The organism is Nitratireductor sp. OM-1, from assembly GCF_003296175.1.
GTDB lineage: Bacteria > Pseudomonadota > Alphaproteobacteria > Rhizobiales > Rhizobiaceae > Nitratireductor > Nitratireductor aquimarinus.
The window spans coordinates 3,838,869-3,861,059 of sequence record NZ_CP029208.1 but is presented as its reverse complement, the minus strand read 5'-3'; the positions used below and the strand labels follow the sequence as shown (position 1 = coordinate 3,861,059).

Below are 22,191 nucleotides of genomic sequence, written 5' to 3'. Positions count from 1 at the left end.
CAGGCCCGCCGTGCCGAGCGCACGCAACCGGTGCCGGGAGAAAATGGAATGGACGCGCATACAATGACTGACATGGCAGAAAACCGAGTACAGGGTGAAGCAACCGCACAGGGCCGCAAGGGCATGGCGGATGCTTCGATCAAATATCAGCCCTATCCGCAGATCGACCTCGCAGACCGCACCTGGCCCTCCAGGCGCATTGAAAAGGCTCCGATCTGGTGCTCCGTCGATCTGCGTGACGGCAATCAGGCCCTGGTCGACCCGATGGGGCATGACCGCAAGGCGCGCATGTTCAAGCTGCTGGTGGACATGGGCTTCAAGGAAATCGAGGTGGGCTTTCCATCTGCCTCGCAGACCGATTTCGACTTCGCCCGCTGGTGCATCGAGGAAGCCGGCGTGCCGGACGATGTTTCGCTGCAGGTGCTGGTGCAGTGCCGTCCCGAACTGATCACGCGCACCTTCGAGGCGTTGCAGGGCGCGAAGCACCCTATTGTCCATTTCTACAACTCCACCAGTGAGTTGCAGCGCCGTGTCGTGTTCGGAAAGGATGTTGCCGGCATCAAGCAGATCGCCACGGACGCCGCCAAGATGGTCATGGACATGGCCGCCAAGGCAGGCGGCGGCTATCGCTTCCAGTACTCGCCGGAGAGCTTTACGGGCACCGAGCTGGATGTGGCTCTGGAGATCTGTAACGCTGTCATCGAGATCATTGATCCGACGCCCGACAACAAGCTGATCGTCAATCTGCCGTCGACCGTCGAAATGTCGACGCCGAACATCTATGCCGACCAGATCGAATGGATGTGCCGCAATCTCGACCGGCGCGACAGCCTGCTGATTTCGCTGCACCCGCACAATGACCGTGGCACGGGCATTGCCGCCACGGAGCTGGGCCTGATGGCCGGCGCGGATCGCGTCGAGGGCACGCTGTTCGGCAATGGCGAGCGCACCGGCAATGTGGATGTCGTGACGCTGGCGCTGAACATGTACACGCAGGGCGTGGATCCCGAGCTGGACTGCACGGACATCAACCGCATGAAGGATGTCTACGAATACTGCAACCAGCTGGTCATTCCCGAGCGTCACCCCTATGTCGGCGAACTGGTCTACACCGCCTTCTCCGGCTCGCATCAGGACGCGATCAACAAGGGCATGAAGGCCATCAAGACGGCCAACAAGCCGCTGTGGGAAGTGCCTTACCTGCCCATCGATCCGCAGGATGTTGGCCGCTCCTACGAAGCGATCATCCGCATCAACTCGCAGTCGGGCAAGGGCGGCATCGCCTATGTTCTGCAGGCCGATTACGGCCTGAACCTGCCGCGCAATCTGCAGGTCGAGTTCCGTGGCGACATTCAGGACATTACCGACCGTGAGGGCAAGGAACTGCCGGTCAAGCAGATCTATGAGCGCTTCATGGAGCTCTATGTCGACCAGCCGGACGCGCGCATCAAATTTGTCGATCACCAGACCTTCCCCGATACTTCGGTCAAGGGACAGCGCATTGTCGAGGCGACGATCACCGATGGCGGCAAGGAAACCGTGATCAAGGGCGTGGGCACCGGCCCGGTCGATGGTTTCATTGACGCGCTCTCCAAGCATCTCGGCGTGGACATGTCGGTCATCGACTATTCCGAGCATTCCATGCAGCAGGGCTCCAATGCGGCGGCCATCTGCTACATGGAAGTCCAGCATCCCGGCGGCAAGCTGTTTGGCGTGGGCGTGAACACCAACATCGTCGCGGCATCGCTCGAAGCGGTGGTTTCGGCGGCCAACCGGATCATCGGTTGACGCGCGCGCTTTACGCTGACGATACGGGCGAGGGCGAATGCGCCCTCGTTTTGCTGCATGGCTTTGCCGGCAGCCACCGGGTCTGGGAGGGCGTGCGCAAGGCGTTGCCCAAGGTGCTGCCCAACGCGCTTCCCAAGGGCCTTCGCATTATCGCTTATGATCTGCCGGGCCATGCCCGTTCGCTTGGCCTGCCGGGCGCCGGCAGGGCCAAGTCCGTGGCGCAAACGGTTGTCGACGATCTCGCTGCGCGCGGCATTGCCCGATATCACCTGGCCGGACACTCCTTCGGCGGTGCGGTCGCAGTGCTCGCCGCTCATCTTGCGCCCCGGTCCGTCGCCTCTCTGGCGCTGATTGCACCGGGTGGCTTTGGTCCCGAGATTGCCGGCGATCTGATGGCGGCGCGCGCCCATGCACGCACCGACGATGAGATCGCTTCTGCCGTTCAGGCGATGTTCGGAGCGCAGACGCAGGTTGAGAGCGGTGTGGTCGAAGCGGCGATTGAGCTCAATTCTGTTCCGGGGCAAGGCGAGAAGCTGATCGAGATCAGTTCTCTGATCGTGCGTGATGGGGAGCAGGGTGCCTTCCCGCGCGCCATGCTGGAGGCGCTTGCCATGCCCGTTCACGTGGCATGGGGGTCGTGCGATGCGGTGCTGCCGCCGCATCAGGCGGACGGGTTGCCGGAGAGCTTCATCGTGCATCGGTTGCCGGGGCTTGGCCACATGCTGCCGGAGGAGGCACCGTTCGAGATTGCGCGCATCATCGCTGAAAGCACTGGCGCAGTCTGATCCGGATATTCGGCTTTCCCCTCGTGTTTTCCTTAAACTCGTCTTGTTTACGCCGCTTTCAGGAGCGGAACAAAACGTGATGATTTTCTGTTTTAGCCATGTTAACGATGGGTTAACGCTTCCTTGTCGTCAGGAGTACCGCCCATGAGTGAGGCTGGTCAGTCCGCAGTTTCGGTTACCAATGTGCGCAGGCTTTCCGATGCAATGCGCGAGATGAAGAATGCGGCTGCCGACAGGGCGGATGTGGTCGTGGAGATGCGTGAGGCGAGCCGCACGCGGCTTGAGCTTCTGGCGCAGGAACTCCAGCCCGTTTTCGACGATGTTCCGGCGGACGATCCAACCTTCGATTTCGCCATCTCTTCCGGTGAGCAGCCCCGGTTGTGGATCGATGCCGTTGCCCATGTGGCGATGGGCCGTGACCGCCGCACCTATCGGTTTGTCCGCGATACACGTCTTGGCCGCGTGGTGCTTGCCGAAAGCGCGGAGATCGCTCCTGTCGCCAATCAGGTAACGCGCTACATTGCCGAGCGCCTTGTGGAGCGTCAGCGGGCCGTGGAAGGTGATGTGGAGCCGCTGCCGCGCGGCGATAAACAGGAGCAGGAAACTGTTGCTCCCACGCCAAACAGGAGCGCCTGGAGCAGCTTCTTCAGCGGTGTCGCCTTCGTCATCCTGGGCGGCATTGTCGGTGTCGCCACGGTTGTCGTCGCCATGTGGGACCGCTTCCCCGAACTGGATGCGTTCCTCTCCCGCTTCTGAGGAGAAATCAAAGTCTCGCCCGCTTTATGTGGTTTCCTGCGTGATGAAGGGACCTGTTTGCGAGCGATTTTGATGAAGTTTCTGTTCTTTTGCGCCGTTTTTCTGGTTGTGGCCGGTGGCGCTTGTCTGTTTGCAGCCAATTGGATCGGCAGCAGTGTTGATGCCGAAGGTTTTCTGCATGAGCCGTTTGCGCTGATTGCGCTCGGTTCCCTGTCCGTGGCCCTTGGCGCGGCGAGCGGCACGTTCGGCCTTGGCATTGCTGCATGGCGGTGCGTGCGCGCCTCCTGATCCTCAGCCGGCCTGCACGTCTCCGGTAAGGAGCGCGCCCGAAACCTCGCCTATCGTGCCATTGCCATCGGTCACGCCGCGGCGGGAAAAGCGGATTTCCCATGCGCCCGGCTTTCCGTCGATTTCGAAGAGATTGTAGTGACCGGGCGGTTTGGCGCTGCCATGGGACTGGCCGGCTGCAGCGACGCCGACGACCGGCACGGAAGCTCCGCTTGGCCCGTCGATGCGGTGGACGGTCGGCTTGTGTGTGTGGCCGTGCAGAATGAGTTCCGCGCCATGCTTGCGGATCAGTTTCTGGAACCGGCCGATGCCGTAAAGGCGCTTGCTCGCATTGGTCGCGCCACGCACGGGGGGATGATGGATCATCACGACCCGGAACAGTCCGGCCTCCCGGGTGGCGTCGAGCATCTTCGCCAGCCGCTTGGCCTGCGCTTTCGAGAAATGGCCCGACGCCATGAAGGGCGCGGTTGCGCGGGCCGAGGAAACGCCGATGATGGCGACCTGGTCGCGCACCCGCAGATAGGGGAACGCGTCTTTGCCTTTTGGGGGTGTCCCGTCGTCGCCGGTCATGTAGGCGGCCCAGGCGCGGCAGCAGCGCGCAAGCGCGCCCGGTACATAGGCGTCGTGGTTGCCCGGCACCACCGAGACCCTGTCCGCAGGTCCGAGGCTCTCCAGCCAGAGCCGCGCCATCTCGATTTCCTTGTCGAGCGCGAGGTTGACCAGATCGCCCGTAAGCGCAATGTGGTCGGGCGCGGCTTCGAGCATGTCGTCGGTGATGCGGTCGATCAGGCCGTGGTCGAGATTGAGCCTTCGGTTGCGCCGCCAGTTGATGTAGCCGGTGATGCGCTTGGAAGCGAGCTCACGATAGGTAACAGCGGGGAGAGGCCCCAGATGGATGTCGGAAAAATGCGCAAGGCGAAACATGTTTCGTGTGTAGAACACGCAAACCGCGCTGACCAGCCCGCCAGAGCACCGGAGCGAAAAGTGTCATCCGGTTTTCGGTCCGGCCGCTTCTCTGTCGAAGGCCGATCCGGGGGCAACCGATGAACGCACCTGCTTCACCGCCCCGAAAGGCGGCGCTCAGTGCCCGTCTTTTTCATTTCTGGCTGCGGTTGAGCAGGCCCATGACGCTGGGCATGCGTGGTGTGGTCTATGACGCGGAGAACCATGCGGTCTTCCTCGTGCGGCACACCTATGTGAAGGGCTGGCACTTTCCCGGTGGCGGCGTGGAGCCGGGCGAGAGCACCGAGGCGGCGCTTTCGCGCGAGCTTGTCGAGGAAGGCAATATCGAGATTCTTGAAAGGCCGGTTCTGCGGTCGTTTCATTTCAACCGCATGGCCAGCAATCGTGACCATGTGGCGGTCTATCTCATCACCGGCTTTCGCCAGACGCATCCGCATGTGCCCGACCGGGAGATTGCCGAGGCGCGTTTCTTCCCGCTGAACGCGCTGCCGGACGGCACCAGCGACGGCACCCGCCGCCGCATCGCGGAGATTTTCGACAACGCACCCGTTTCCGACGAGTGGTAGTGCGGCGGGACTGGTGTTCGTCCTTCTCCCCGTGAGCGGGGAGAAGGTGCCGGCAGGCGGATGAGGGGCGGGCGCTGCCAAGAACAATGTTCCCGCTTTCACTCAGTGCCATGCGCTGGTCGCCACCGCAGGCACTGGCCCCTCATCCTCACCTTCTCCCCGCATGCGGGGAGAAGGGGGCTTTGGCGTTGGCGCACGTTCCTTAGAGGCTGAAAAACTCAGGCTGCCTTTGCCCATTCGCTGCGATTGTGCGGTGCGTCCAGATTGAGTTCCGGTCCAAGCGGCACCACGCCGGTCGGATTGATGGTCTTGTGGCTGCCGTAGTAGTGGGCCTTGATGTGCAGCATGTCGACGGTCTCGGCCACGCCCGGCACCTGATAGAGTTCGCGCAGATAGTTCGACAGGTTCGGATAGTCGTCGATCCGGCGCAGGTTGCATTTGAAGTGACCGACATAGACCGGGTCGAACCGCACCAGCGTGGTGAACAGCCGCCAGTCGGCCTCCGTCAGCTGTGAGCCGGTGAGGTAGCGCTGGCGTGAGAGGCGGTCCTCCACCTGATCCAGCGTATCGAAGAGCGCTTTGAACGCCTCTTCATAGGCGGCCTGCGTGGTGGCGAAACCGGCCTTGTAAACACCATTGTTGATGTTGTCGTAGACAAGATCATTGGTGGCGTCGATCTCGGCGCGCAGGTTTTCCGGATAGAAATCCAGCGTGGCGTCGCCCCACTCATCGAACGCTTCGTTCAGCATGCGGATGATCTCCGCCGACTCGTTGGAGACGATGGTTTCCGTCTTCTTGTCCCACAGCACCGGCACGGTGACGCGGCCGGAATAATCCGGGTCGGCCTTGGTGTAGATCTGGTGCATGAAGTCGAAACCGTAGAGGTCGTCACCCGTCGCACCGTCTTCCCTGAGGAAGGTCCAGCCATTTTCGCCCATGAAGTGATGGACGACCGAAACGGAGATCACGTCTTCCAGCTTCTTCAGCTTGCGGAAGATGAGCGTGCGGTGCGCCCACGGGCAGGCGAGCGATACGTAGAGGTGGTAGCGCCCGGGTTCGGCCCTGAAGCCGCGCTCGCGGCCTTCAGCCGGTGCGCCGTCCTTCGTGACGAAATCCCTGAACTGCGATTTGGACCGCTCGAAGCGGCCGCCGGTCTTGGAGGTGTCGTACCACTGATCGCGCCAGACACCGTCAACGAGCAAACCCATTCTCGAAACTCCTTTGTTCCAGCCGCATGTAGGTTATTGCCGGGGTGAACCCAACCGTTCTGGTTGTAAACACTGCGTCAACAATTTTGGTTCCGCGGTAAAGTTCCAGTGGACGAGGCAGGGAATTGCTGGTAGCGGGAAAACCATTCAGCGAGGAAAACGCACGACATGATCCTGTTTCTGGTGGAGCGACGACGAAAGGACTAAAGGCCCCTGGCATGGGGCGGGCGGGCCTATGGCCGCTTCCACCTTTCGAGACCACCGGACTAGACGATCATGGCTTCTGCCGAAATTCATTACCTGCCGGAACAGCCGGCCCACGACGCTGAAATCGAACTCATCAACGAAGAAGCCTTCGGCCCCGGCCGCTTCACCCGCGCGGCCTACAAGATCCGCGAAGGCGGCCTGCATGATCGTGTGCTCTCTTTTGTCGCCATTCATCAGGATGTGGTGATCGCCTCGGTGCGGATGACGTGGATCGCCGCCGGCGAGGGCAGGGCGCTTCTGCTCGGGCCGCTGGCGGTGCGGCCTGCCTTCAAGAGCATCGGCATTGGCCGCAAGCTGGTGCACATCGCCATCGAGGCCGCGCGTGAGGCCGGAGCGGGCGCTGTCGTGCTCGTGGGAGATGCGCCTTACTACGGGCCGCTGGGGTTTGAGAAAATCCCCTATGGCCAGATCGAGATGCCGCGCCCGGTTGATCCAAACCGACTTCTGGCGGTGGAATTGCAGGAAGGCGCGGTCGTCCGCCTTCAGGGTGATGTCACCCACGCGGCGCTGGCGCGATAGGGCAGTCCAGAAAAACTGCGGAAAACCGCTCCGCCCCCGTGGTTCGACAGGCTCACCATGAGGGCTCGGGTGGCGCCTGTGTTCCAGGCTGATGCCCCCGCTGCACAACCACAGCCCTCATGGTGAGCCTGTCGAACCACGAGGGCGGGAAGCCGCTTCCCTCAGCGTCCCTCGCGATACCACATCGCCCCGAAAGCAAAGAGCAGCAGGGCGAGCGCCAGAAGACCGGTGAAGACGGGCACCCGGCGCACGGCTTTCAGCACGCTGTCATCCGTTGTTCTGAAACCGATCCAGTCATTGCCCGAAGCGGTGCCGGTGCGGCGGACGGGAACGATGTTGGGCAGATTGCCATCGGCAATCCGGCGCACCGAGCCACCCGTTGCATCTGCTGCCGGCGTGAGCCTCTCCAGCGTCGAAACCATGTCGCCGAATTCCGGTGCGTTGACCGGGCCGACATGGGCGAGTGTCGTCAACTCGCCATTGGCAATGCTGTAGATGCCGATCTCGTTGGTTTCCAGACTGGTGGAGAAGCGGCCGGGGCCAGCCGGGCCAAGCTCTGCGGAAAGCAGATTGCCGGACGGCGTGGTGATCTCGGCGGGTGGTGCACCCTCTTCCATCGTCTGGCGGGTGATTTCGAGCCGCATGCCGCGACCTGCCGCTGAAAGGCGCTCCTCTTCCAGCTCCGGTTCCTTCATCAGCCAATGGGCGATGCGCCGATAAAGCGCCACATGCGGGCCGCCGCCTTCGAACCCGCGCGCCCACAGCCAGCCCTGATCGGACAGAAACATGCCGACGCGGCCTTCGCCCTTGCGGTTGAGGATGAGAAGCGGCTGGTCGTTCGCGCCCTGCATCACCACCTGACCGTCGGGCCGGTCTATGCCGATCAGACGGAACCAGCGGCTCCATTCCGGCGGTTCGGATGCCGAGCCCTCAAGGCCACGCGTGACCGGGTGGCGTTCGCCGGTTTCGGTCAGGCGGGGGTGAAACCCCTGTTCGAGCACGTCGCCGGTTGGCAGACCCGGCAGAGCGGAGATGAGCGGGGTGCGCGCGATGGACTGGTTGCCGGCGAATTCCGGTCCGGCTGCAATCAGAAGCGCGCCGCCATTCTCCACATATTCTGCGATGTAGTCGTAATAGAGGATCGGCAGCACGTCGCGGTGCTGGTAGCGGTCGAAGATGATGAGATCGAAATCGTCGATCTTCTCCACGAAGAGCTCACGGGTGGGAAAGGCGATCAGCGACAATTCGTTGATGGGCGTCCCGTCCTGCTTCTCCGGCGGACGCAGAATGGTGAAGTGAACCAGATCCACCGAGGCGTCGGATTTCAGGAGGTTGCGCCAGGTGCGTTCGCCAGAATGCGGCTCGCCCGAAACCAGCAGAACCCGCAGGTTCTCGCGAATGCCATCGACCAGCGCGACCGCACGGTTGTTCACGTCGGTCAGCTCGCCCTCAACGGGGTCGATGGCCAGTTCGATGATGTTGCGCCCGGCGCTCGGCACGTCGATCTCGAGCCGCGTTTCGCGGCCGATCAGGGCGTCTTCGATGAACAGTTCCTCGCCATTGATGATGACGCGCACTTCCACCGGTCCGCGCTGCTCGTCCGTGGCGATCACCCGGTAGGTCATCTCCAGCGGCTTGCCGACAATGCCGAAGCGCGGCGCACGTTCGAAACGGATGCGGCGGTCCATTTCGTCCGCTTCGCCGGTGATCAGACCATGAACCGGCGCGCCAAGGGCTGCCGCATTTTCGGGAATGTCATGCACCTGCCCGTCGGTGATCAGCACCGCCCCGCCGACGCGGGAGGGCGGCACGTCGCGCAGCGCGCCGTCCAGCGCCTCGAAGAGATGTGTCTGTGCGTTTTCCGTTGCCGAAGACGCGCGGCCCGTGCGCACCACGCGGGTTTCGAATTCCTTGAAACGCGCCAGCCGCGCTTCCAGTTCGGCAGCGGCCTGGTCGGTCATCTCGCTGCGACCGTCGATGGTGGTCTGGCTCTGGCTTTCGTCCACTACCACGGCCACGACGCTCTTGAGCGGTTCGCGTTCCTCATCGAGCAGGACGGGATTGGCAAGTGCTGCACCCAGTGCGGCAAGGGCTGCAAGCCGCAGCCACGCCCCGCGCTGCCGGGTCCACAGACCGGCAAGCGCCAGAAGCGCGACGGGCGCGAGAAGGGCGGCCAGCACAGGCCAGGAGAAGAAGGGTTCGAAACTGAGCGACCAGTTCATGCTACTGCCCCAGTCGTTCAAGCAGGACCGGCACATGCACCTGGTCCGATTTGTAGTTGCCGGTGAGCATGTACATCATGATGTTCACGCCCGCGCGGTAGGCATAAAGGCGCTGCAGCGGATCGTTGGGCACGGTCGGCAGAAGCGGCTCGCCATTGGCGTCGAGCGCCCAGGCTCCGGCCAGATCGTTGCCGGTGATCATGATCGGCGTCACCCCGTCGCCCACCCGCACCGGGCGGTCGGTGCGTGAGGGGGCGTTGAACGAGGCTTCCACCCAGAGCGGGCTTCCGCGATAGCGGCCGGGAAATTCCGGCAGGATGAAGAAGGCCTTGGTCAATACGTGATCTTCCGGCACCGGTTCCAGCGGCGGAACGTTGAGACCGGAAAGGATGTCGCGCAGGCGCTGCGTTGCTGGCGTCACCGCATCAGAGCCAAAGCCGGTGGAATACTGGTCGCGCGTGTCGAACAGCACCGTACCGCCCGACTGCATGTAGGCGTCGATGCGGGCTATTGCTTCTTCGCCGGGCATCGGTGCGTCGGGATCGATGGGCCAGTAGATGAGCGGGTAGAAGGAGAGCTCGTCCGTTGCGATGTCGACGCCTGCCGGCTCCCCGGGTTCGAGCGCGGTCTTGGCGGCGAGGAAGGTGGAAAGCCCCTGAAGGCCTGCGCGGCTCGTGGCGTCGAGCGAGGAAAGCCCGGTCAGCACATAGGCAATGCGTGTCTGCGAGATGGCGGCGATGGCGTCGGCCTCGCCGGTGCGCTCGTCCTGCGCGCGGGCTGTATCCGGCGACATGATTGCAAGCGCCAGTCCCATGGCGAGCATGGCGGCCGCGCCCCTGGCCAGTTGCGGTTTGCGGCGCAGTCGTCCGCCAAGCCACAGAACGGCCAGCGTATCGAGCGCAAGCAGTGCGAGGGCGGCGGCAAAGAGCGGCCCCTTTAGCGGCTGCTGTTCATCGAAGCCATAGCTGATCGCGGTCATCGGGGCAGGGGCCTCCGGGCGGGTGATCGGGGTGAGTTCCGCATCGGGTGCGAGCAGATTGTGCGCCACGACGCCTTCTTCGCTTCCATAGAGACCGGGCGGGTTCTTGAGCGTGACGGCGGTTGCGCCTGCGGCAAGCGGTTCGGCATCGCCCGATGGCGGGACGAGGCGTCCGTCGGCGGAAATCATGCGGTAGGGGGCAAGCGCCCGACCGCCTTCGGCGCCCGGCTCATTGAGGGCGCCCTGATTGCGCGAGAGCTGGACGATCCGGCGCAACATTTCCACGAAACTGCCGGAAATCGGCAGGTTCGACCATGTGGCCTCCGGCGTGACGTGAAAGAGCACGATCTGCCCTTCGCCGCGCGCAACGCCGGTTACCAGCGGTGTGCCGTCGGCCAGATTGGCCCAGCTGCGTTCCACGATGTCGGGCGAAGGTTCGGCGAGAACCTGCCGGTTCACCGTTACGTCGCGGGGCGGGGCGAGATCGGAGAAGGGGCCATTGGGCGGGAACTCCGCCACGGGCTGCGGCTCGGTCCAGGAGAGCGCGCCGCCCAGTGAGCGTTCCCCCAGCCTCAGCCGCACCGGCAGCAGGTCTTCGTCATTCTCGGCTGCGGCGAGCCTTGGGCCGGCAAAACGCACCAGCGTGCCGCCGGCGTTGACCCAGTCGATCAGCGCCTGACGGGGTGATGCGGGAAGCGTGCCCACATCGGCCATGACGATCACGGCCGGGTTCTGCTCCAGAAGCTCCGGCAGCGCTTCCGTCAGTTCCGCGCTTGAGGGCTGCAACAGGTCGGCAAAGGGCGAGAGCGCGCGCTCGATATAGTAGAGCGGCGAAAGGAGCGGCTGCGCCTGATCCGCCTCACTCTGGGAGATCAGGCCGATCCGCCGGCGCTTGCTGTTTTCGTCGAGAACCCGAAGGGCGGCGGCCTGGTTTTCGCCCTCAAGCCCCACGGAAACGAAATCATTGCGCAGCTCAAACGGCAGGCGCATTGCGCCCACGGCACGGGTTTCACCGACGCCGAACGTGATCGTGGTTTCGGCGATGCGCCGGCCCCTGTCGTCGCTCGCAAAGGCGACCGCCTGACGTGGCCCGGTGTCGCCTGCGGCACGTGTCGCCGTCACTTCGAAGGCTTCCGCCGTGTTCTGCGCATCCGTTGCGGCGAGTAGGCCGAGCCGCTCGGGCGATGCCCAGAGAACTTCGCCCGGTGCGCTGGCGAACAGTTCGCCGAACGCCGCCTCATCGCCCGTCGCCGCGAGCCCGTCGGAGAGCACCGCAATGGCCGCACCCGGAAAGTCTTCCAGCGCGCCTGCCACCCGGCCATAGATTACAGGCCGGTTGCCCGGCACGGGGCGGGGCTGCGCGGCGTTCAGCCGTTCAAGCGCGGTGTCGGCGTCGAAGGGGCCGATCTCCTGGTTCTGTTCTTCAGCCGTGAGCGCCAGAACGACCGGCTGTTCATTGGCGCGGGCATCTTCGATCAGGCGTGCGGCGGTGGCCACGCGTTCATCCCAGTCGGGCGCGGAAGCCCAGCCATTGTCGAGCACGATGGCGAGCGCAGCGCCGTCGCCGGCCGCCTTCTCGCGCGGGTTCAGCACGGGATCGGCAAGCGCCAGGATCACCAGCGCGGCAAGCAGCAGCCTGAGCAGCGTCAGCCACCACGGGCTCTTGTGGGGCGTCTCCTCGCGCTTTGCCACGCGGGCCAGAATTTTCAGGGGCGGAAAGGTTTCGGTCTGCGGGCGCGGCGGGGTGAGACGTAAGAGCCACCAGATCACGGGCAGGGCGATCAGACCCCAGAGCAGAAACGGTTGTGCGAAAGAGAGGGAAAGCCAGTTCAAAGCCCGCCCTCCATGCCGAAGCCTGCGTCAACGCTCATGGCGTTATGGACCGTTACGAGCGCCTGTGCGGCTGGCCGGTCCGTGTGATGCACGGTGTAGCTCCAGCCAAGCCGCTTGCACCAGCCGGCAAGTTCTTCGCGCCGCGCGAGATAAAGCCGGCGATAATCGTCGGCCAGCGTTTCCGCACGGCCGGCCGTCAGCTTGTCGCCCGTTTCCGGATCGGCAAATTCGGTGCGGCCGGAATAGGGAAAGCTCTCTTCTGCCGGATCGGCAATCTCGATCAGATGGGCGCGTGCGCCACGGCCCGCCAACTGGTCGAGCCAGGCAATGGTTTCCTCCACCGGATCGAGGAAATCGCTCGCCAGCACCACGTCGGAGAAGCGGCGCACTTGCAAGAGGTCGGGCCGTGCGGGAAGGCTCGGCGCGTGCATGAGCTGCGTCGCCAGCCGCTCAGCGCCGCTGCGGGCGGAAAACGGGTCGGTGACACCCGGCCAGGCAATGCGTTCGCCACTGCGTGACAGAAGCTCGGCCAGCGCAAGGGTGAGAACCAGCGCGCGCGATTCCTTGGCGGTTGGCGCAAGCGAGGATTTGAAGAGCATGGAGGGCGACGGGTCGGCCCAGAGCCACACCGTGTGGGCAGCCTCCCACTCGCGGTCGCGGACATAAAGATGATCGTCGCGCGCCGAACGCCGCCAGTCGATGCGCGAGATGGCCTCGCCATCCACATAGGGCCGGAACTGCCAGAAATTCTCGCCAATGCCGCGCTTGCGGCGGCCATGCCAGCCGGCGATCACATTGTTGGCCACGCGCCGGGCGTCCACCAGCAGGTCAGGCATCAGCGCGGCTCGCGCGCGAGCGCGAACCAGCGCATCGTTCGATGCAACCGGTGTGGAGACTTCGCCGATCTTTGCCATCAAGATCCTATCTGGGGCAGGCCGCCCATTAGTCGAGCGTTTTCACAAGACGCCGGATCACGTCGCGCACGGTCATGCCTTCTGCACGGGCCGCGAAAGTGAGCGCCATGCGGTGCTGGAGAACGGGTTCGGCGAGTGCGCGCACATCGTCCACCGAGGGCGCGAGCCGACCATCATAGAGCGCGCGGGCGCGGGCGCACAGGGTCAGCGCCTGGCTGGCGCGCGGGCCGGGACCCCACGCCACATGGCGGTCGGTGTCGGGATTGCCAACGCCCGGCCTTGCCGTGCGCACGAGCTGGAGAATGGCGTCGACCACGCTTTCGGGCACCGGCATGCGGCGGATCAGCATCTGGATCTCCTTGAGCCGCTCGGCGGTCAGCACATTGGCGGCTTCCGCTTCGCCCACACCGGTGGTTTCCAGAAGGATGCGGCGCTCGGCTTCGAGTTCGGGATAGAGAATGTCCACCTGCATCAGAAAGCGGTCGAGCTGCGCTTCCGGCAGCGGATAGGTGCCTTCCTGCTCCAGCGGGTTCTGCGTCGCGAGCACATGGAAGGGCGCGGGCAGGTCGTGCCGGTGGCCGGCCACGGTCACGTGATATTCCTGCATCGACTGGAGAAGGGCCGACTGGGTGCGCGGGCTGGCGCGGTTGATCTCGTCGGCCATCAAAAGCTGCGAGAAGATCGGACCGGGGAGAAAGCGGAAGGAGCGCTTGCCCTTCTCATCCTGCTCCATCACTTCCGAGCCCAGAATGTCGGAGGGCATGAGGTCCGGCGTGAACTGGATGCGTCGGGCGTCGAGGCCGAGCACGACGCCCAGCGTTTCCACCAGCTTGGTCTTGGCCAGCCCCGGAACACCGACGAGAAGCGCATGGCCACCGGCCAGTAGCGCCACCAGCGTGCGCTCCACCACCGCTTCCTGGCCGAAGATCACCTGTCCGACGCCATCGCGCACCCGGGCGATGTCCGCAAGCGCGCGTTCGGCCTCGGCGATCATCTCCTTGTCGCTCATGGGCTTTTCGCCGGGGACTTCGTTCTTGGAAACAATGCTCATGCCGTCTCGATCCTTGTTGAGGCCCGCGGGTATAGTGCGGGGCGGGAGGAACGGACCAGGCCGGCACGTGTCTGAAGCGATTCGTACCGTCACGTCCCTTTGGGAAATTTAAAACACTGAACAAGGCTGACAAGCGAAACAACAGTGACTATTTCGTGACCATGGACGATGAAACGACTAAGAGCACATCAAGTCTCGCTGAAGCTGGCGACGCCGTCAGTCTTGAGGCGATGATAGCGCGCGCGGCCCGCTCCGGAAAAGGCGCGCCGCCCGTCGAACGCTGGAACCCCGCCTTTTGTGGCGATCTCGACATGGAGATCAAAGCCGATGGCACCTGGTTCTACATGGGAACGCCGATTGGCCGCCCGGCGCTGGTACAGCTTTTCTCCTCCGTTCTGCGCAAGGATGAGGACGGCAAAACCTATCTCGTAACTCCGGTGGAAAAAGTTGGCATCCGCGTCGAGGATGCGCCTTTCCTCGCCGTGGAGATGGTCGTGACCGGCGCGGGCGAAGAACAGGCGCTCACTTTCCGCACCAATGTCGGCGATTTGGTCGAGGCCGGGCCAGAGCATGAACTGCGCTTCGTGGACCAGCCGGAGACCGGCGGGCTAAAACCCTATCTCCATGTGCGCGGGCGTCTCGAGGCGCTGGTGGCCCGCTCGGTCATGTATGATCTTGTGGAAGCGGGCGAGGAGATCGAGATTGACGGGCAGCTCATGTTTGCCATCCGCTCGCGCGGTTCGGTTTTTCCCGTGATGCCTGTCGCCGAACTGGATAGACTTTCGCAATGACCATGACGACCGCGCCCAAAAGCCTGTTCTCGGCAGAGGAATTCCGCCGCCGCGCTGCAAGACAGCAGGGACCGGCAGGGGCGGAAGACTATGGCGATCACAGCCTGAACCCGGACCTGCGCGAAATGATCGTGCGGCCCGGCCTGCGCGATGCGGCGGTGCTCATTCCGGTTGTCGATCACGCCGATGGCGCATCGGTCATCCTGACCCAGCGCACGCTGGCGCTGCGCAACCATTCCGGCCAGATCGCCTTTCCCGGCGGCCGCATCGACCCGGAGGACGTGTCGCCCGAGGCTGCGGCGCTCCGCGAGGCGGATGAGGAAATCGGCCTTCGGCCCCGCATCGTCGATGTGGTCGGGCGCATGCCCGATTATTCGACCGGCAGCGGTTATCGCATCGCGCCGGTGCTTGGTATCGTCCGTCCGGGCTTCCGGCTGCACCTCAATCCCGACGAAGTGGATGCCGCCTTTGAGGTGCCGCTTGCCTTTCTCATGGATCCCGCCAACCATCGGCGTGAGAGCCGTTTGTGGCAGGAGAAGGAACGGTTCTATTACACCATGCCATTCGGCGAGCGCTTCATCTGGGGCGTGACCGCCGGCATTATCCGCACCCTTTACGAAAGACTTTATGCTTGATGGACAAGCGACTGATTTCAGAATCGCAATGGCTGGCCGACGAAAAGCTTCAGAAACTGCTCGCAGCCCTTTCCACCGGGGGCGATGAGGCGCGCGTCGTCGGCGGCGCGGTGCGCAACACGCTGCTTGGCCAGCCTGTCACCGACATCGATATCGCCACCACCACGACGCCGGATGAAACCGTGCGCCGCGCGCGCAAGGCAGGTTTCCGCACCGCGCCGACGGGTATCGATCATGGCACCGTGACGGTGATTGCCGATGGTCACGCTTATGAGGTGACGACGCTACGCGCCGACGTGGAAACCGATGGCCGCCGCGCCAGCGTCACCTTCGGGCGCGACTGGCAGAACGATGCCGAGCGCCGCGACTTCACGATCAACGCGCTCTATGCCCGCGCCGATGGCGACATCATCGATCTGGTCGGCGGGCTTGCGGATCTCGACAGCCGCACCCTGCGCTTCATCGGCGATGCAGACACCCGCATCACCGAGGATTATCTGCGCATTCTGCGTTTCTTCCGCTTTTTCGCCTGGTATGGCGCTGGCCGTCCGGATGCCGCCGGGCTGAAGGCCTGCACGCGGCACCGCGACGGGCTGGAGCGTCTTTCCGCCGAGCGTGTCTGGGCGGAACTCAAGAAGCTTCTGTCCGCGCCCGATCCCTCGCGTGCGCTTCTGTGGATGCGCCAGACCGGTGTGCTGACGAAGATCCTGCCGGAATCGGAGAAATGGGGCATCGACACGATCGGCCCGCTGATGGAGGCGGAGCGCACGCTTGGCTGGGAGCCGGAGCCGCTTCTGCGTCTTGCGGCGATCATTCCGCCCCATGAGCCGCGCATATCGGAACTTGGCAAGCGGCTGCGCCTTTCCAACGCGGAAAAGGCGACGCTCCTGGGTTGGGCGAGGGCGCCGGTTCCGCAGCCGGATCTCGATGAGGCCGGATTCAGAAAACTTGCCTACAGGTCTGATGAAAAAGGTCTTTTGTGGCGGCTGAAGCTTGCGCTTGTGAGCGCGCGGGCGCGCGCCGCCGAGGATGACAAGGCGCTGATGGAGGCTGCCGGCTTCACCCGTCTGATGAAGCTCGCCGCTGCATGGCGGAAGCCGGTGCTTCCGGTCGATGGCGGCGATCTGGCAAAGCTCGGGCTGGAAAAGGGGCGCGCAGTCGGTGAAGTCCTGTCGCGGCTTCAGGACGAGTGGATCGAGTCTGATTTCTCAATGAAGCGCGACGCGCTGCTTGAGCGCGCCGCAAAGATGATTTCGACCGCAGGCTGACCCTTTTCGGGGGCCGCAGTCTTTCGGGGCAGGGCGCGGCTCAGGCCGCGTTCTTGGCCTGTCCGATGCGTGAGCGGATGGCTTCCACCATGCTCTCGCGGATCACCGTTTCACCATGGGCATCGCGCATATGTTCGGCTGCGCGGCGGATGACCTCCGCTTCTTCCTCATGGCGTGTGTGCCAGTCGCAGCCTGGAACGAGCGAGCCGCAATGAAATTCCTTCATGAGACTGTCCTCCTGTTCTCGGTTGATGCGTGACTTAAACTATAACACGGAATGCGGCGAGAGGTTGCTGGCGGAAACAAACGTGATTGAAGCCGGGCGGTGGCCGCCGTGCCGTCATATCTCCAGCATTTCCGCGATTTCGCCGCGCAGCCATGCCTTGAATTCACGCACCTTTGCCGGTTCCTGCCGGTTCTCCGAGGTGATCAGCCAATAGCTGTAGCGTGTTCTGGCGCGCTGTTGAAACGGTGCGACCAGTCGCCCGCCTTCGAGAGCGTCATGGGCGAGTGTGTGCCAGGCCAGCATGACGCCCTGTCCGGCGATGGCTGCATCAAGGCAGAGCGCGGCGTCGGTGAAGCTGTCGCCCTCAACGAGGTCGCGCTGGTCAAGACCAAGCGGTTTCAGCCACACATCCCATGCAATGTTCGAGTTGGCGTCGCGGATGATCGGCGCTGTGAGGATGTCTTCGGGCGTTTCGAGCGCATCTGCCAGCGCCGGGGCGCAGACCGGAAACACTTCCTGCGGCAGAAGATATTCGCTCTTCACGCCCGGCCAGTCGCCTTCGCCCACACGGATCGCCAGGTCGATGTCGCTGCTGTCGGGATTGATGAGGTCGGTCGAGGCCTCCAGCCGCAGCTTGGTTTCCGGATGCGCTCTCGTGTAGCGCGCCAGCCGTGGCACGAGCCATTTGGATGCGAAGACGGGCGCGACCGAGATGGTCAGGACCGAATCCGTATCGTGACGCGTCATCGCCACCGCCGCATCGAGTGTCTGGAAGCCGAGGCTCAGCCGGTCGATGAACTGCTGGCCGAGCCCGGTTGGCCGGATGCCGCGTCCCGTCCGCTCGAAGATTGCCGCGCCGAGCTGTGCCTCGGTCTTGATGATTTGCTGGCTGACGGCTCCCACTGAAACGCCGAGTTCATCGGCAGCCGCACTGAGTGAGCCGCACCGGCCCGCCGCTTCGACGGCGCGCAATCCGTTCAGGTGAACACGTGGCAGGTGTTTCATATAGTTTTTCTATAACAAAGAGCAGGCAATCTCCATTGAAAATAATGCCAAACGCCGGGATTTTGGCTCTCGTAGAGAAATCTCATAGATGGAGAAGGTCCCATGTTTCAGTTTTTCTGGATAATGGTTCAAACCTTCAGGGACAATCACCGGCGAGCGGTGCAGGATGCCTGGGATGACAATTGGTGGCGTGATCCGCTGGCGCATCCGGCTCTTCGCGGCATGTCGGAGCGCGAGTTGGCGGATTTGCCGCTGCGTCGCTCCAACTTTGAAGACCATGAGGAAGAAGAGCCGATGGCCGCACCTTCAGTGCAGCCACCGGCATTCGTGTCCAGGCTTACTCAGCAGCCATCCGTTCGCCCAGAAAGCCACCTGACTGGCGTTTCCACAGCTGGGCGTAAAGCCCGTCCTGTTCCACCAGCGCGTCGTGCGAGCCCTCTTCGACAACGCGGCCCCGGTCCAGCACGATGATCCTGTCGAGAGCGGCGATGGTGGAGAGCCGGTGCGCCACGGCGATAACCGTCTTGTTCTCCATCAACCGCTCAAGATTTTCCTGAATCACCGCTTCGATTTCCGAATCCAGCGCCGATGTTGCCTCATCAAGGATGAGGATCGGCGCATTCTTCAGCATCATCCGGGCGATGGCGATGCGCTGGCGCTGGCCGCCGGAGAGCTTTACGCCCCGCTCGCCTACCACCGCGTTATAGCCGGTCCGGCCTTTCGGGTCGGTCACATCGAGGATGAACTCATGCGCCGAGGCGCGCTTGGCCGCCGCGATGATTTCCTCTTCGGTGACGTCGCCCCGCCCATAGGCGATGTTGTCGCGGATCGAGCGGTGCATCAGCATCGGCTCCTGGCTCACCACGCCGAACTGTGCGCGCAGCGAGGCCTGCGTCACCTGCGTGATGTCCTGACCATCGAGCAGGATGCGCCCGTGTTCGGCCTCGAAAAGCCGTAGCATCAGGCTGACAATGGTGGTCTTGCCGGCGCCCGAAGGGCCGACCAGCGCCACGCGCTCGCCCGGCTTGATGTGCAGGTTCAGCCCCTCGATGATGCCGCTTTCCTTGCCGTAATTGAACGTCACGTCGTCAAAGCGGATGTCGCCTTTGGCGCGCGGCATGACCTTTGCGCCCTCGGCGTCGCGGATGGACGGCTCCACCGAAACGACGGTGGTTGAGTCCTGCACGGTCGCGTAGTTGCGGATCAGCCCGTTGATGTTGAACATCATCCAGCCCGACATCTGGTTCAGCCGGAAGACGAGGCCCATGGCCGCCGCGATCTCGCCTGTGGTGATGGCGCTGTCGAGCCAGCGCGACACCGCCAGCACGAAGATTGCCGCCATCATGAAGCCGTTGACGATGGCCACCGTCACCCGCACACGGGTGATGGCGCGCGTCAGCTTCTGCACTGCGCTCAGGAAATGCGCCATGCCCTCGCGCACATAGGAATGCTCGCGCTGGCCGCTGTCGAACAGCTTCACCGCCAGAATGTTGGTGAAGGCGTCAACCATGCGTCCGTTGAGGATCGAGCGCTGGTCCGCCGTGCGCCGGCCCGCCCGCCGCAGGGGCGGCAGCAGGAAGCGCGCGATGGCCATGTAGGTCGCGAGCCAGAGCAGGATGACCACGCCCATCCACGGGTCGAGCACCGTCAGGATGGAGAGCGCCAGCACCACGAAAGTGAGGAAGCTCCACATGGTCTGCAGCACGTTGATGATGAAGTCGCCCGTGGCTTCGCCGCCCTGCAGGATCTTTGTGGCGATGCGGCCGGCGAAGTCGTTCTGGTAGAACTCATAGGGCTGTTCGATCACCCGCCGGAACGACTGCCAGCGCACACGCTGGTAGAAGGCAGGCGCGATGACCTGCTCTTCCAGCACCGTGTTGACGATGATGACCACGGCGCGAATTACCAGAAGCAGGGCCAGAAAACCGGCCAGCTTCGTCCAGTGGTCGGCGATGAGCGTTGCCGGCGAGGAGGAATCCAGCAGGTCGATCAGCCAGCCAAGCGCCCAGTAAAGCCCCGCATCGACGGCCCCCATCAGGCCGCCGGCGATCAGCAGCAGGATGAACGGCCATTTGGCCTGCCGGGCGAAGAAGAGAATGAACTCATGCGCCTTGACCGGCAGGACCGCCCGCGGCGTGTCGCCGAAGGGGTCTATGACCTCTTCGAGACTGCGCCACAGGCTGTCGGTTTGGTGGGGCTCCGTCTTTTCGCTGTCTTCCTTCATTCCGCAGCCTCGTTTGCTTCGAGATCGAGAAACCCGCCGGACTGGCGCTGCCAGAGGCTTGCATAGAGTCCACCGGCGGCAACCAGATCGTCATGCGTGCCTTCCTCGACGATCCGGCCCTTGTCCATCACCACCAGGCGGTCCATGGCGGCGATCGTGGAGAGCCGGTGGGCGATGGCGATCACCGTCTTGCCCTGCATCAGGCGGTAGAGGTTTTCCTGGATCGCCGCTTCGACTTCGGAATCGAGTGCGGAGGTCGCCTCGTCGAGGATGAGGATCGGCGCATCCTTGAGCATGACGCGGGCAATGGCAATGCGCTGGCGCTGGCCGCCTGACAGTTTGACGCCCCGCTCGCCCACATGGGCGTCGAAGCCCACGCGGCCCTTCGGGTCCGTCAGTCCGCCGATGAAGCTCATCGCCTCGGCGCGCCGGGCCGCTTCAAGCATCATCTCTTCGGTCGCGTCGGGGCAGCCATAGAGGATGTTGTCGCGTACCGAACGGTGCAGCAGGGACGTGTCCTGCGTGACCATGCCGATCGCGGCGCGCAGCGTGTCCTGCGACACGTCGGCGATGTCCTGGCCATCGATGACGATGCGCCCGCGTTCCAGATCGTAGAAGCGTAAGAGCAGGTTCACGAGCGTCGACTTGCCCGCGCCCGAACGGCCCACGAGGCCGACCTTTTCGCCGGGCTTCACGCTCAGCGACAGCTCTTCGATGACGCCGCCCTTCTTGCCGTAGTGGAAGCCGATCCCGTCGAATTCGATCTTGCCTTCCGGCACTGCAAGGGGCTTTGCGTCCGGCTTGTCATCGACCAGTCGGGGCATGGAGATCGAGCTGATGCCGTCCTGCACGGTGCCGACATTCTCGAACAGCGCCGTCAGCTCCCACATGATCCACTGCGACATGCCCCACAGGCGAAGCACGAGGCCGAGCACCACGGCCACGGCGCCGACGCTTACCGCACCGGCCACCCACAGGGTGACGGAGAGATACCCGACCACGACGAGGCACAGGGCGTTGAGCAGGTAGAGCAGGCCGTAGAGACCGGTGATGTTGCGGAACTGCTCATGCACCGTGTCGAGGAAGCCGCCCATGCCCTCGCGGGCGTAAGACGCTTCGCGTCGGCCATGCGAGAAGAGTTTTACGGTCTGAATGTTGGTGTAGCTGTCGACCACGCGGCCGGTCATCACCGAGCGCGCGTCAGCCTGCCGCTGCGCGATCTTTCCGAGCCTGGGTACGTAATGGCGCATGAGCAGGATGTACCCCACCAGCCAGCCCACCAGCGGTGCTGCCAGCTTCCAGTCGGCCGAGGCCGCGAGAACCAGCATGCCGGTGAAGTACACCGTCACATAGTTCATCACGTCGGTCATCTTGATCACGCATTCGCGCACGGCAAGCGCCGTCTGCATCAGCTTGGTGGCGATGCGGCCGGCAAACTCGTCTTGATAGAAGCTCATCGACTGTTTGAGCAGATAGCGATGCACCTGCCAGCGGATGCGCATGGGATAGTTGCCCATCAGAACCTGATGGGTGACCAGGCCATAAAGGAACACCACCACCGGCAGGACGATGCCGACGATTGCAGCCATGCCGATCAGCTTTGCGCCTTCCTCATCCAGAAAGGTTGCGCGATCCTTCTCGGCCAGCCAGTCGACGATGTTGCCGAGGAAGGAGAACATCCAGACCTCTGCAATGGCGATGATCATCATCAGGACCGCCGAAATGGCGATATAGGGCCATGCCCCTTTGGTGAAGTGCAGGCAGAAGGCGAAGAAGGTGCGCGGCGGCTCCTGCGGTTCTTCGGCGGGGAAGGGCTCAAGTCGTCGTTCGAACCATTGATACATTGTCTTTGGCGTCTTTCATTCTCGTGCCCGCAAACGCGACGCGTTGAGTCGTGTTTGCG

Annotated in this window: 20 protein-coding genes; 9 read left to right on the top strand and 11 right to left on the bottom strand. The window is 63.6% G+C overall.

Annotated features, from left to right (window positions below):
• The first annotated feature begins 48 nt into the window (after window positions 1-48).
• The 4 genes from leuA (at window position 49) to DEJ54_RS18435 (ending at window position 3,617) form a co-directional block, all read left to right on the top strand.
• Window positions 49-1,788 (top strand): 2-isopropylmalate synthase, encoded by a 1,740-nt coding sequence (gene leuA, locus DEJ54_RS18450; RefSeq protein ID WP_113155847.1) that lies wholly within the window; start codon window positions 49-51, stop codon window positions 1,786-1,788.
• The gene (locus DEJ54_RS18445; RefSeq protein ID WP_113155846.1) at window positions 1,785-2,573 is read left to right on the top strand and encodes an alpha/beta fold hydrolase; all 789 of its coding nucleotides are present in this window, start codon (window positions 1,785-1,787) and stop codon (window positions 2,571-2,573) included. The genes leuA and DEJ54_RS18445 overlap by 4 nt, the downstream gene beginning before the upstream one ends.
• A gap of 144 nt (window positions 2,574-2,717) precedes the next feature.
• Window positions 2,718-3,329 carry a hypothetical protein gene (locus tag DEJ54_RS18440; RefSeq protein ID WP_113155845.1) on the top strand — a complete coding sequence of 204 codons (612 nt, stop codon included), beginning with the start codon at window positions 2,718-2,720 and terminating at the stop codon, window positions 3,327-3,329.
• A gap of 72 nt (window positions 3,330-3,401) precedes the next feature.
• The gene (locus tag DEJ54_RS18435; protein ID WP_113155844.1) at window positions 3,402-3,617 is read left to right on the top strand and encodes a DUF3955 domain-containing protein; all 216 of its coding nucleotides are present in this window, start codon (window positions 3,402-3,404) and stop codon (window positions 3,615-3,617) included.
• A gap of 3 nt (window positions 3,618-3,620) precedes the next feature.
• Here DEJ54_RS18435 and DEJ54_RS18430 read toward each other — a convergent pair whose 3' ends face one another.
• Entirely contained in the window at window positions 3,621-4,541 is a 921-nt protein-coding gene (locus tag DEJ54_RS18430; RefSeq protein WP_113155843.1) for a metallophosphoesterase, read from the bottom strand.
• 200 nt (window positions 4,542-4,741) lie between these two features.
• Between DEJ54_RS18430 and DEJ54_RS18425 the strand changes: the two genes are divergently transcribed.
• Window positions 4,742-5,146: an NUDIX domain-containing protein gene (locus DEJ54_RS18425; protein WP_371685925.1), complete on the top strand. Its 405-nt coding sequence runs from the start codon at window positions 4,742-4,744 to the stop codon at window positions 5,144-5,146.
• 218 nt (window positions 5,147-5,364) lie between these two features.
• Here the strand turns inward: DEJ54_RS18425 and DEJ54_RS18420 are convergent, their stop codons facing one another.
• The gene (locus DEJ54_RS18420; protein ID WP_113155841.1) at window positions 5,365-6,354 is read right to left on the bottom strand and encodes a glutathione S-transferase family protein; all 990 of its coding nucleotides are present in this window, start codon (window positions 6,352-6,354) and stop codon (window positions 5,365-5,367) included.
• Window positions 6,355-6,630: 276 nt separating this feature from the next.
• Here DEJ54_RS18420 and DEJ54_RS18415 point away from each other — a divergent pair, with 276 nt between their 5' ends.
• Window positions 6,631-7,140 carry a GNAT family N-acetyltransferase gene (locus DEJ54_RS18415; protein WP_113155840.1) on the top strand — a complete coding sequence of 170 codons (510 nt, stop codon included), beginning with the start codon at window positions 6,631-6,633 and terminating at the stop codon, window positions 7,138-7,140.
• A gap of 161 nt (window positions 7,141-7,301) precedes the next feature.
• Here the strand turns inward: DEJ54_RS18415 and DEJ54_RS18410 are convergent, their stop codons facing one another.
• From DEJ54_RS18410 to DEJ54_RS18395, 4 genes are read right to left on the bottom strand one after another with little or no spacing between them, the layout of a single operon-like run.
• Window positions 7,302-9,362: a glutamine amidotransferase gene (locus DEJ54_RS18410; protein WP_113155839.1), complete on the bottom strand. Its 2,061-nt coding sequence runs from the start codon at window positions 9,360-9,362 to the stop codon at window positions 7,302-7,304.
• A gap of 1 nt (window position 9,363) precedes the next feature.
• The gene (locus DEJ54_RS18405) at window positions 9,364-12,174 is read right to left on the bottom strand and encodes a DUF4159 domain-containing protein (protein WP_113155838.1); all 2,811 of its coding nucleotides are present in this window, start codon (window positions 12,172-12,174) and stop codon (window positions 9,364-9,366) included.
• Complete coding sequence (locus DEJ54_RS18400) at window positions 12,171-13,088, bottom strand: DUF58 domain-containing protein (RefSeq protein WP_113155837.1); 918 nt, start codon at window positions 13,086-13,088, stop codon at window positions 12,171-12,173. Before DEJ54_RS18400 ends, DEJ54_RS18405 begins: the two co-directional genes overlap by 4 nt.
• Window positions 13,089-13,116: 28 nt before the next feature.
• Window positions 13,117-14,139: a MoxR family ATPase gene (locus tag DEJ54_RS18395; protein WP_113155836.1), complete on the bottom strand. Its 1,023-nt coding sequence runs from the start codon at window positions 14,137-14,139 to the stop codon at window positions 13,117-13,119.
• 161 nt (window positions 14,140-14,300) lie between these two features.
• On the opposite strand from DEJ54_RS18395, the gene DEJ54_RS18390 reads away from it, so the two are divergent.
• Genes DEJ54_RS18390 through DEJ54_RS18380 form a run of 3 tightly spaced genes read left to right on the top strand, consistent with a single transcriptional unit; the run spans window position 14,301 to window position 16,833 of the window.
• Entirely contained in the window at window positions 14,301-14,930 is a 630-nt protein-coding gene (locus DEJ54_RS18390; RefSeq protein WP_113156394.1) for a DUF1285 domain-containing protein, read from the top strand.
• Window positions 14,927-15,565 (top strand): CoA pyrophosphatase, encoded by a 639-nt coding sequence (locus DEJ54_RS18385; protein WP_113155835.1) that lies wholly within the window; start codon window positions 14,927-14,929, stop codon window positions 15,563-15,565. The genes DEJ54_RS18390 and DEJ54_RS18385 overlap by 4 nt, the downstream gene beginning before the upstream one ends.
• On the top strand, window positions 15,565-16,833 hold the full coding sequence (locus tag DEJ54_RS18380) for a CCA tRNA nucleotidyltransferase (RefSeq protein WP_113155834.1): 1,269 nt from the start codon (window positions 15,565-15,567) through the stop codon (window positions 16,831-16,833). The genes DEJ54_RS18385 and DEJ54_RS18380 overlap by 1 nt, the downstream gene beginning before the upstream one ends.
• A gap of 40 nt (window positions 16,834-16,873) precedes the next feature.
• Here DEJ54_RS18380 and DEJ54_RS18375 read toward each other — a convergent pair whose 3' ends face one another.
• The 5 genes from DEJ54_RS18375 to DEJ54_RS18360 all read right to left on the bottom strand — a co-directional run bounded on the left by DEJ54_RS18375 (window position 16,874) and on the right by DEJ54_RS18360 (window position 22,132).
• Window positions 16,874-17,059: a DUF1059 domain-containing protein gene (locus DEJ54_RS18375; RefSeq protein WP_113155833.1), complete on the bottom strand. Its 186-nt coding sequence runs from the start codon at window positions 17,057-17,059 to the stop codon at window positions 16,874-16,876.
• A 114-nt stretch (window positions 17,060-17,173) separates the two neighbouring features.
• The gene (locus DEJ54_RS18370) at window positions 17,174-18,064 is read right to left on the bottom strand and encodes a LysR substrate-binding domain-containing protein (RefSeq protein ID WP_113155832.1); all 891 of its coding nucleotides are present in this window, start codon (window positions 18,062-18,064) and stop codon (window positions 17,174-17,176) included.
• Between the two features lie 9 nt (window positions 18,065-18,073).
• The gene (locus DEJ54_RS23275; protein WP_162742342.1) at window positions 18,074-18,343 is read right to left on the bottom strand and encodes a hypothetical protein; all 270 of its coding nucleotides are present in this window, start codon (window positions 18,341-18,343) and stop codon (window positions 18,074-18,076) included.
• A 58-nt stretch (window positions 18,344-18,401) separates the two neighbouring features.
• Complete coding sequence (locus tag DEJ54_RS18365) at window positions 18,402-20,288, bottom strand: ABC transporter ATP-binding protein (protein ID WP_113155831.1); 1,887 nt, start codon at window positions 20,286-20,288, stop codon at window positions 18,402-18,404.
• Complete coding sequence (locus DEJ54_RS18360; protein WP_113155830.1) at window positions 20,285-22,132, bottom strand: ABC transporter ATP-binding protein; 1,848 nt, start codon at window positions 22,130-22,132, stop codon at window positions 20,285-20,287. Before DEJ54_RS18360 ends, DEJ54_RS18365 begins: the two co-directional genes overlap by 4 nt.
• Window positions 22,133-22,191 lie beyond the last annotated feature (59 nt).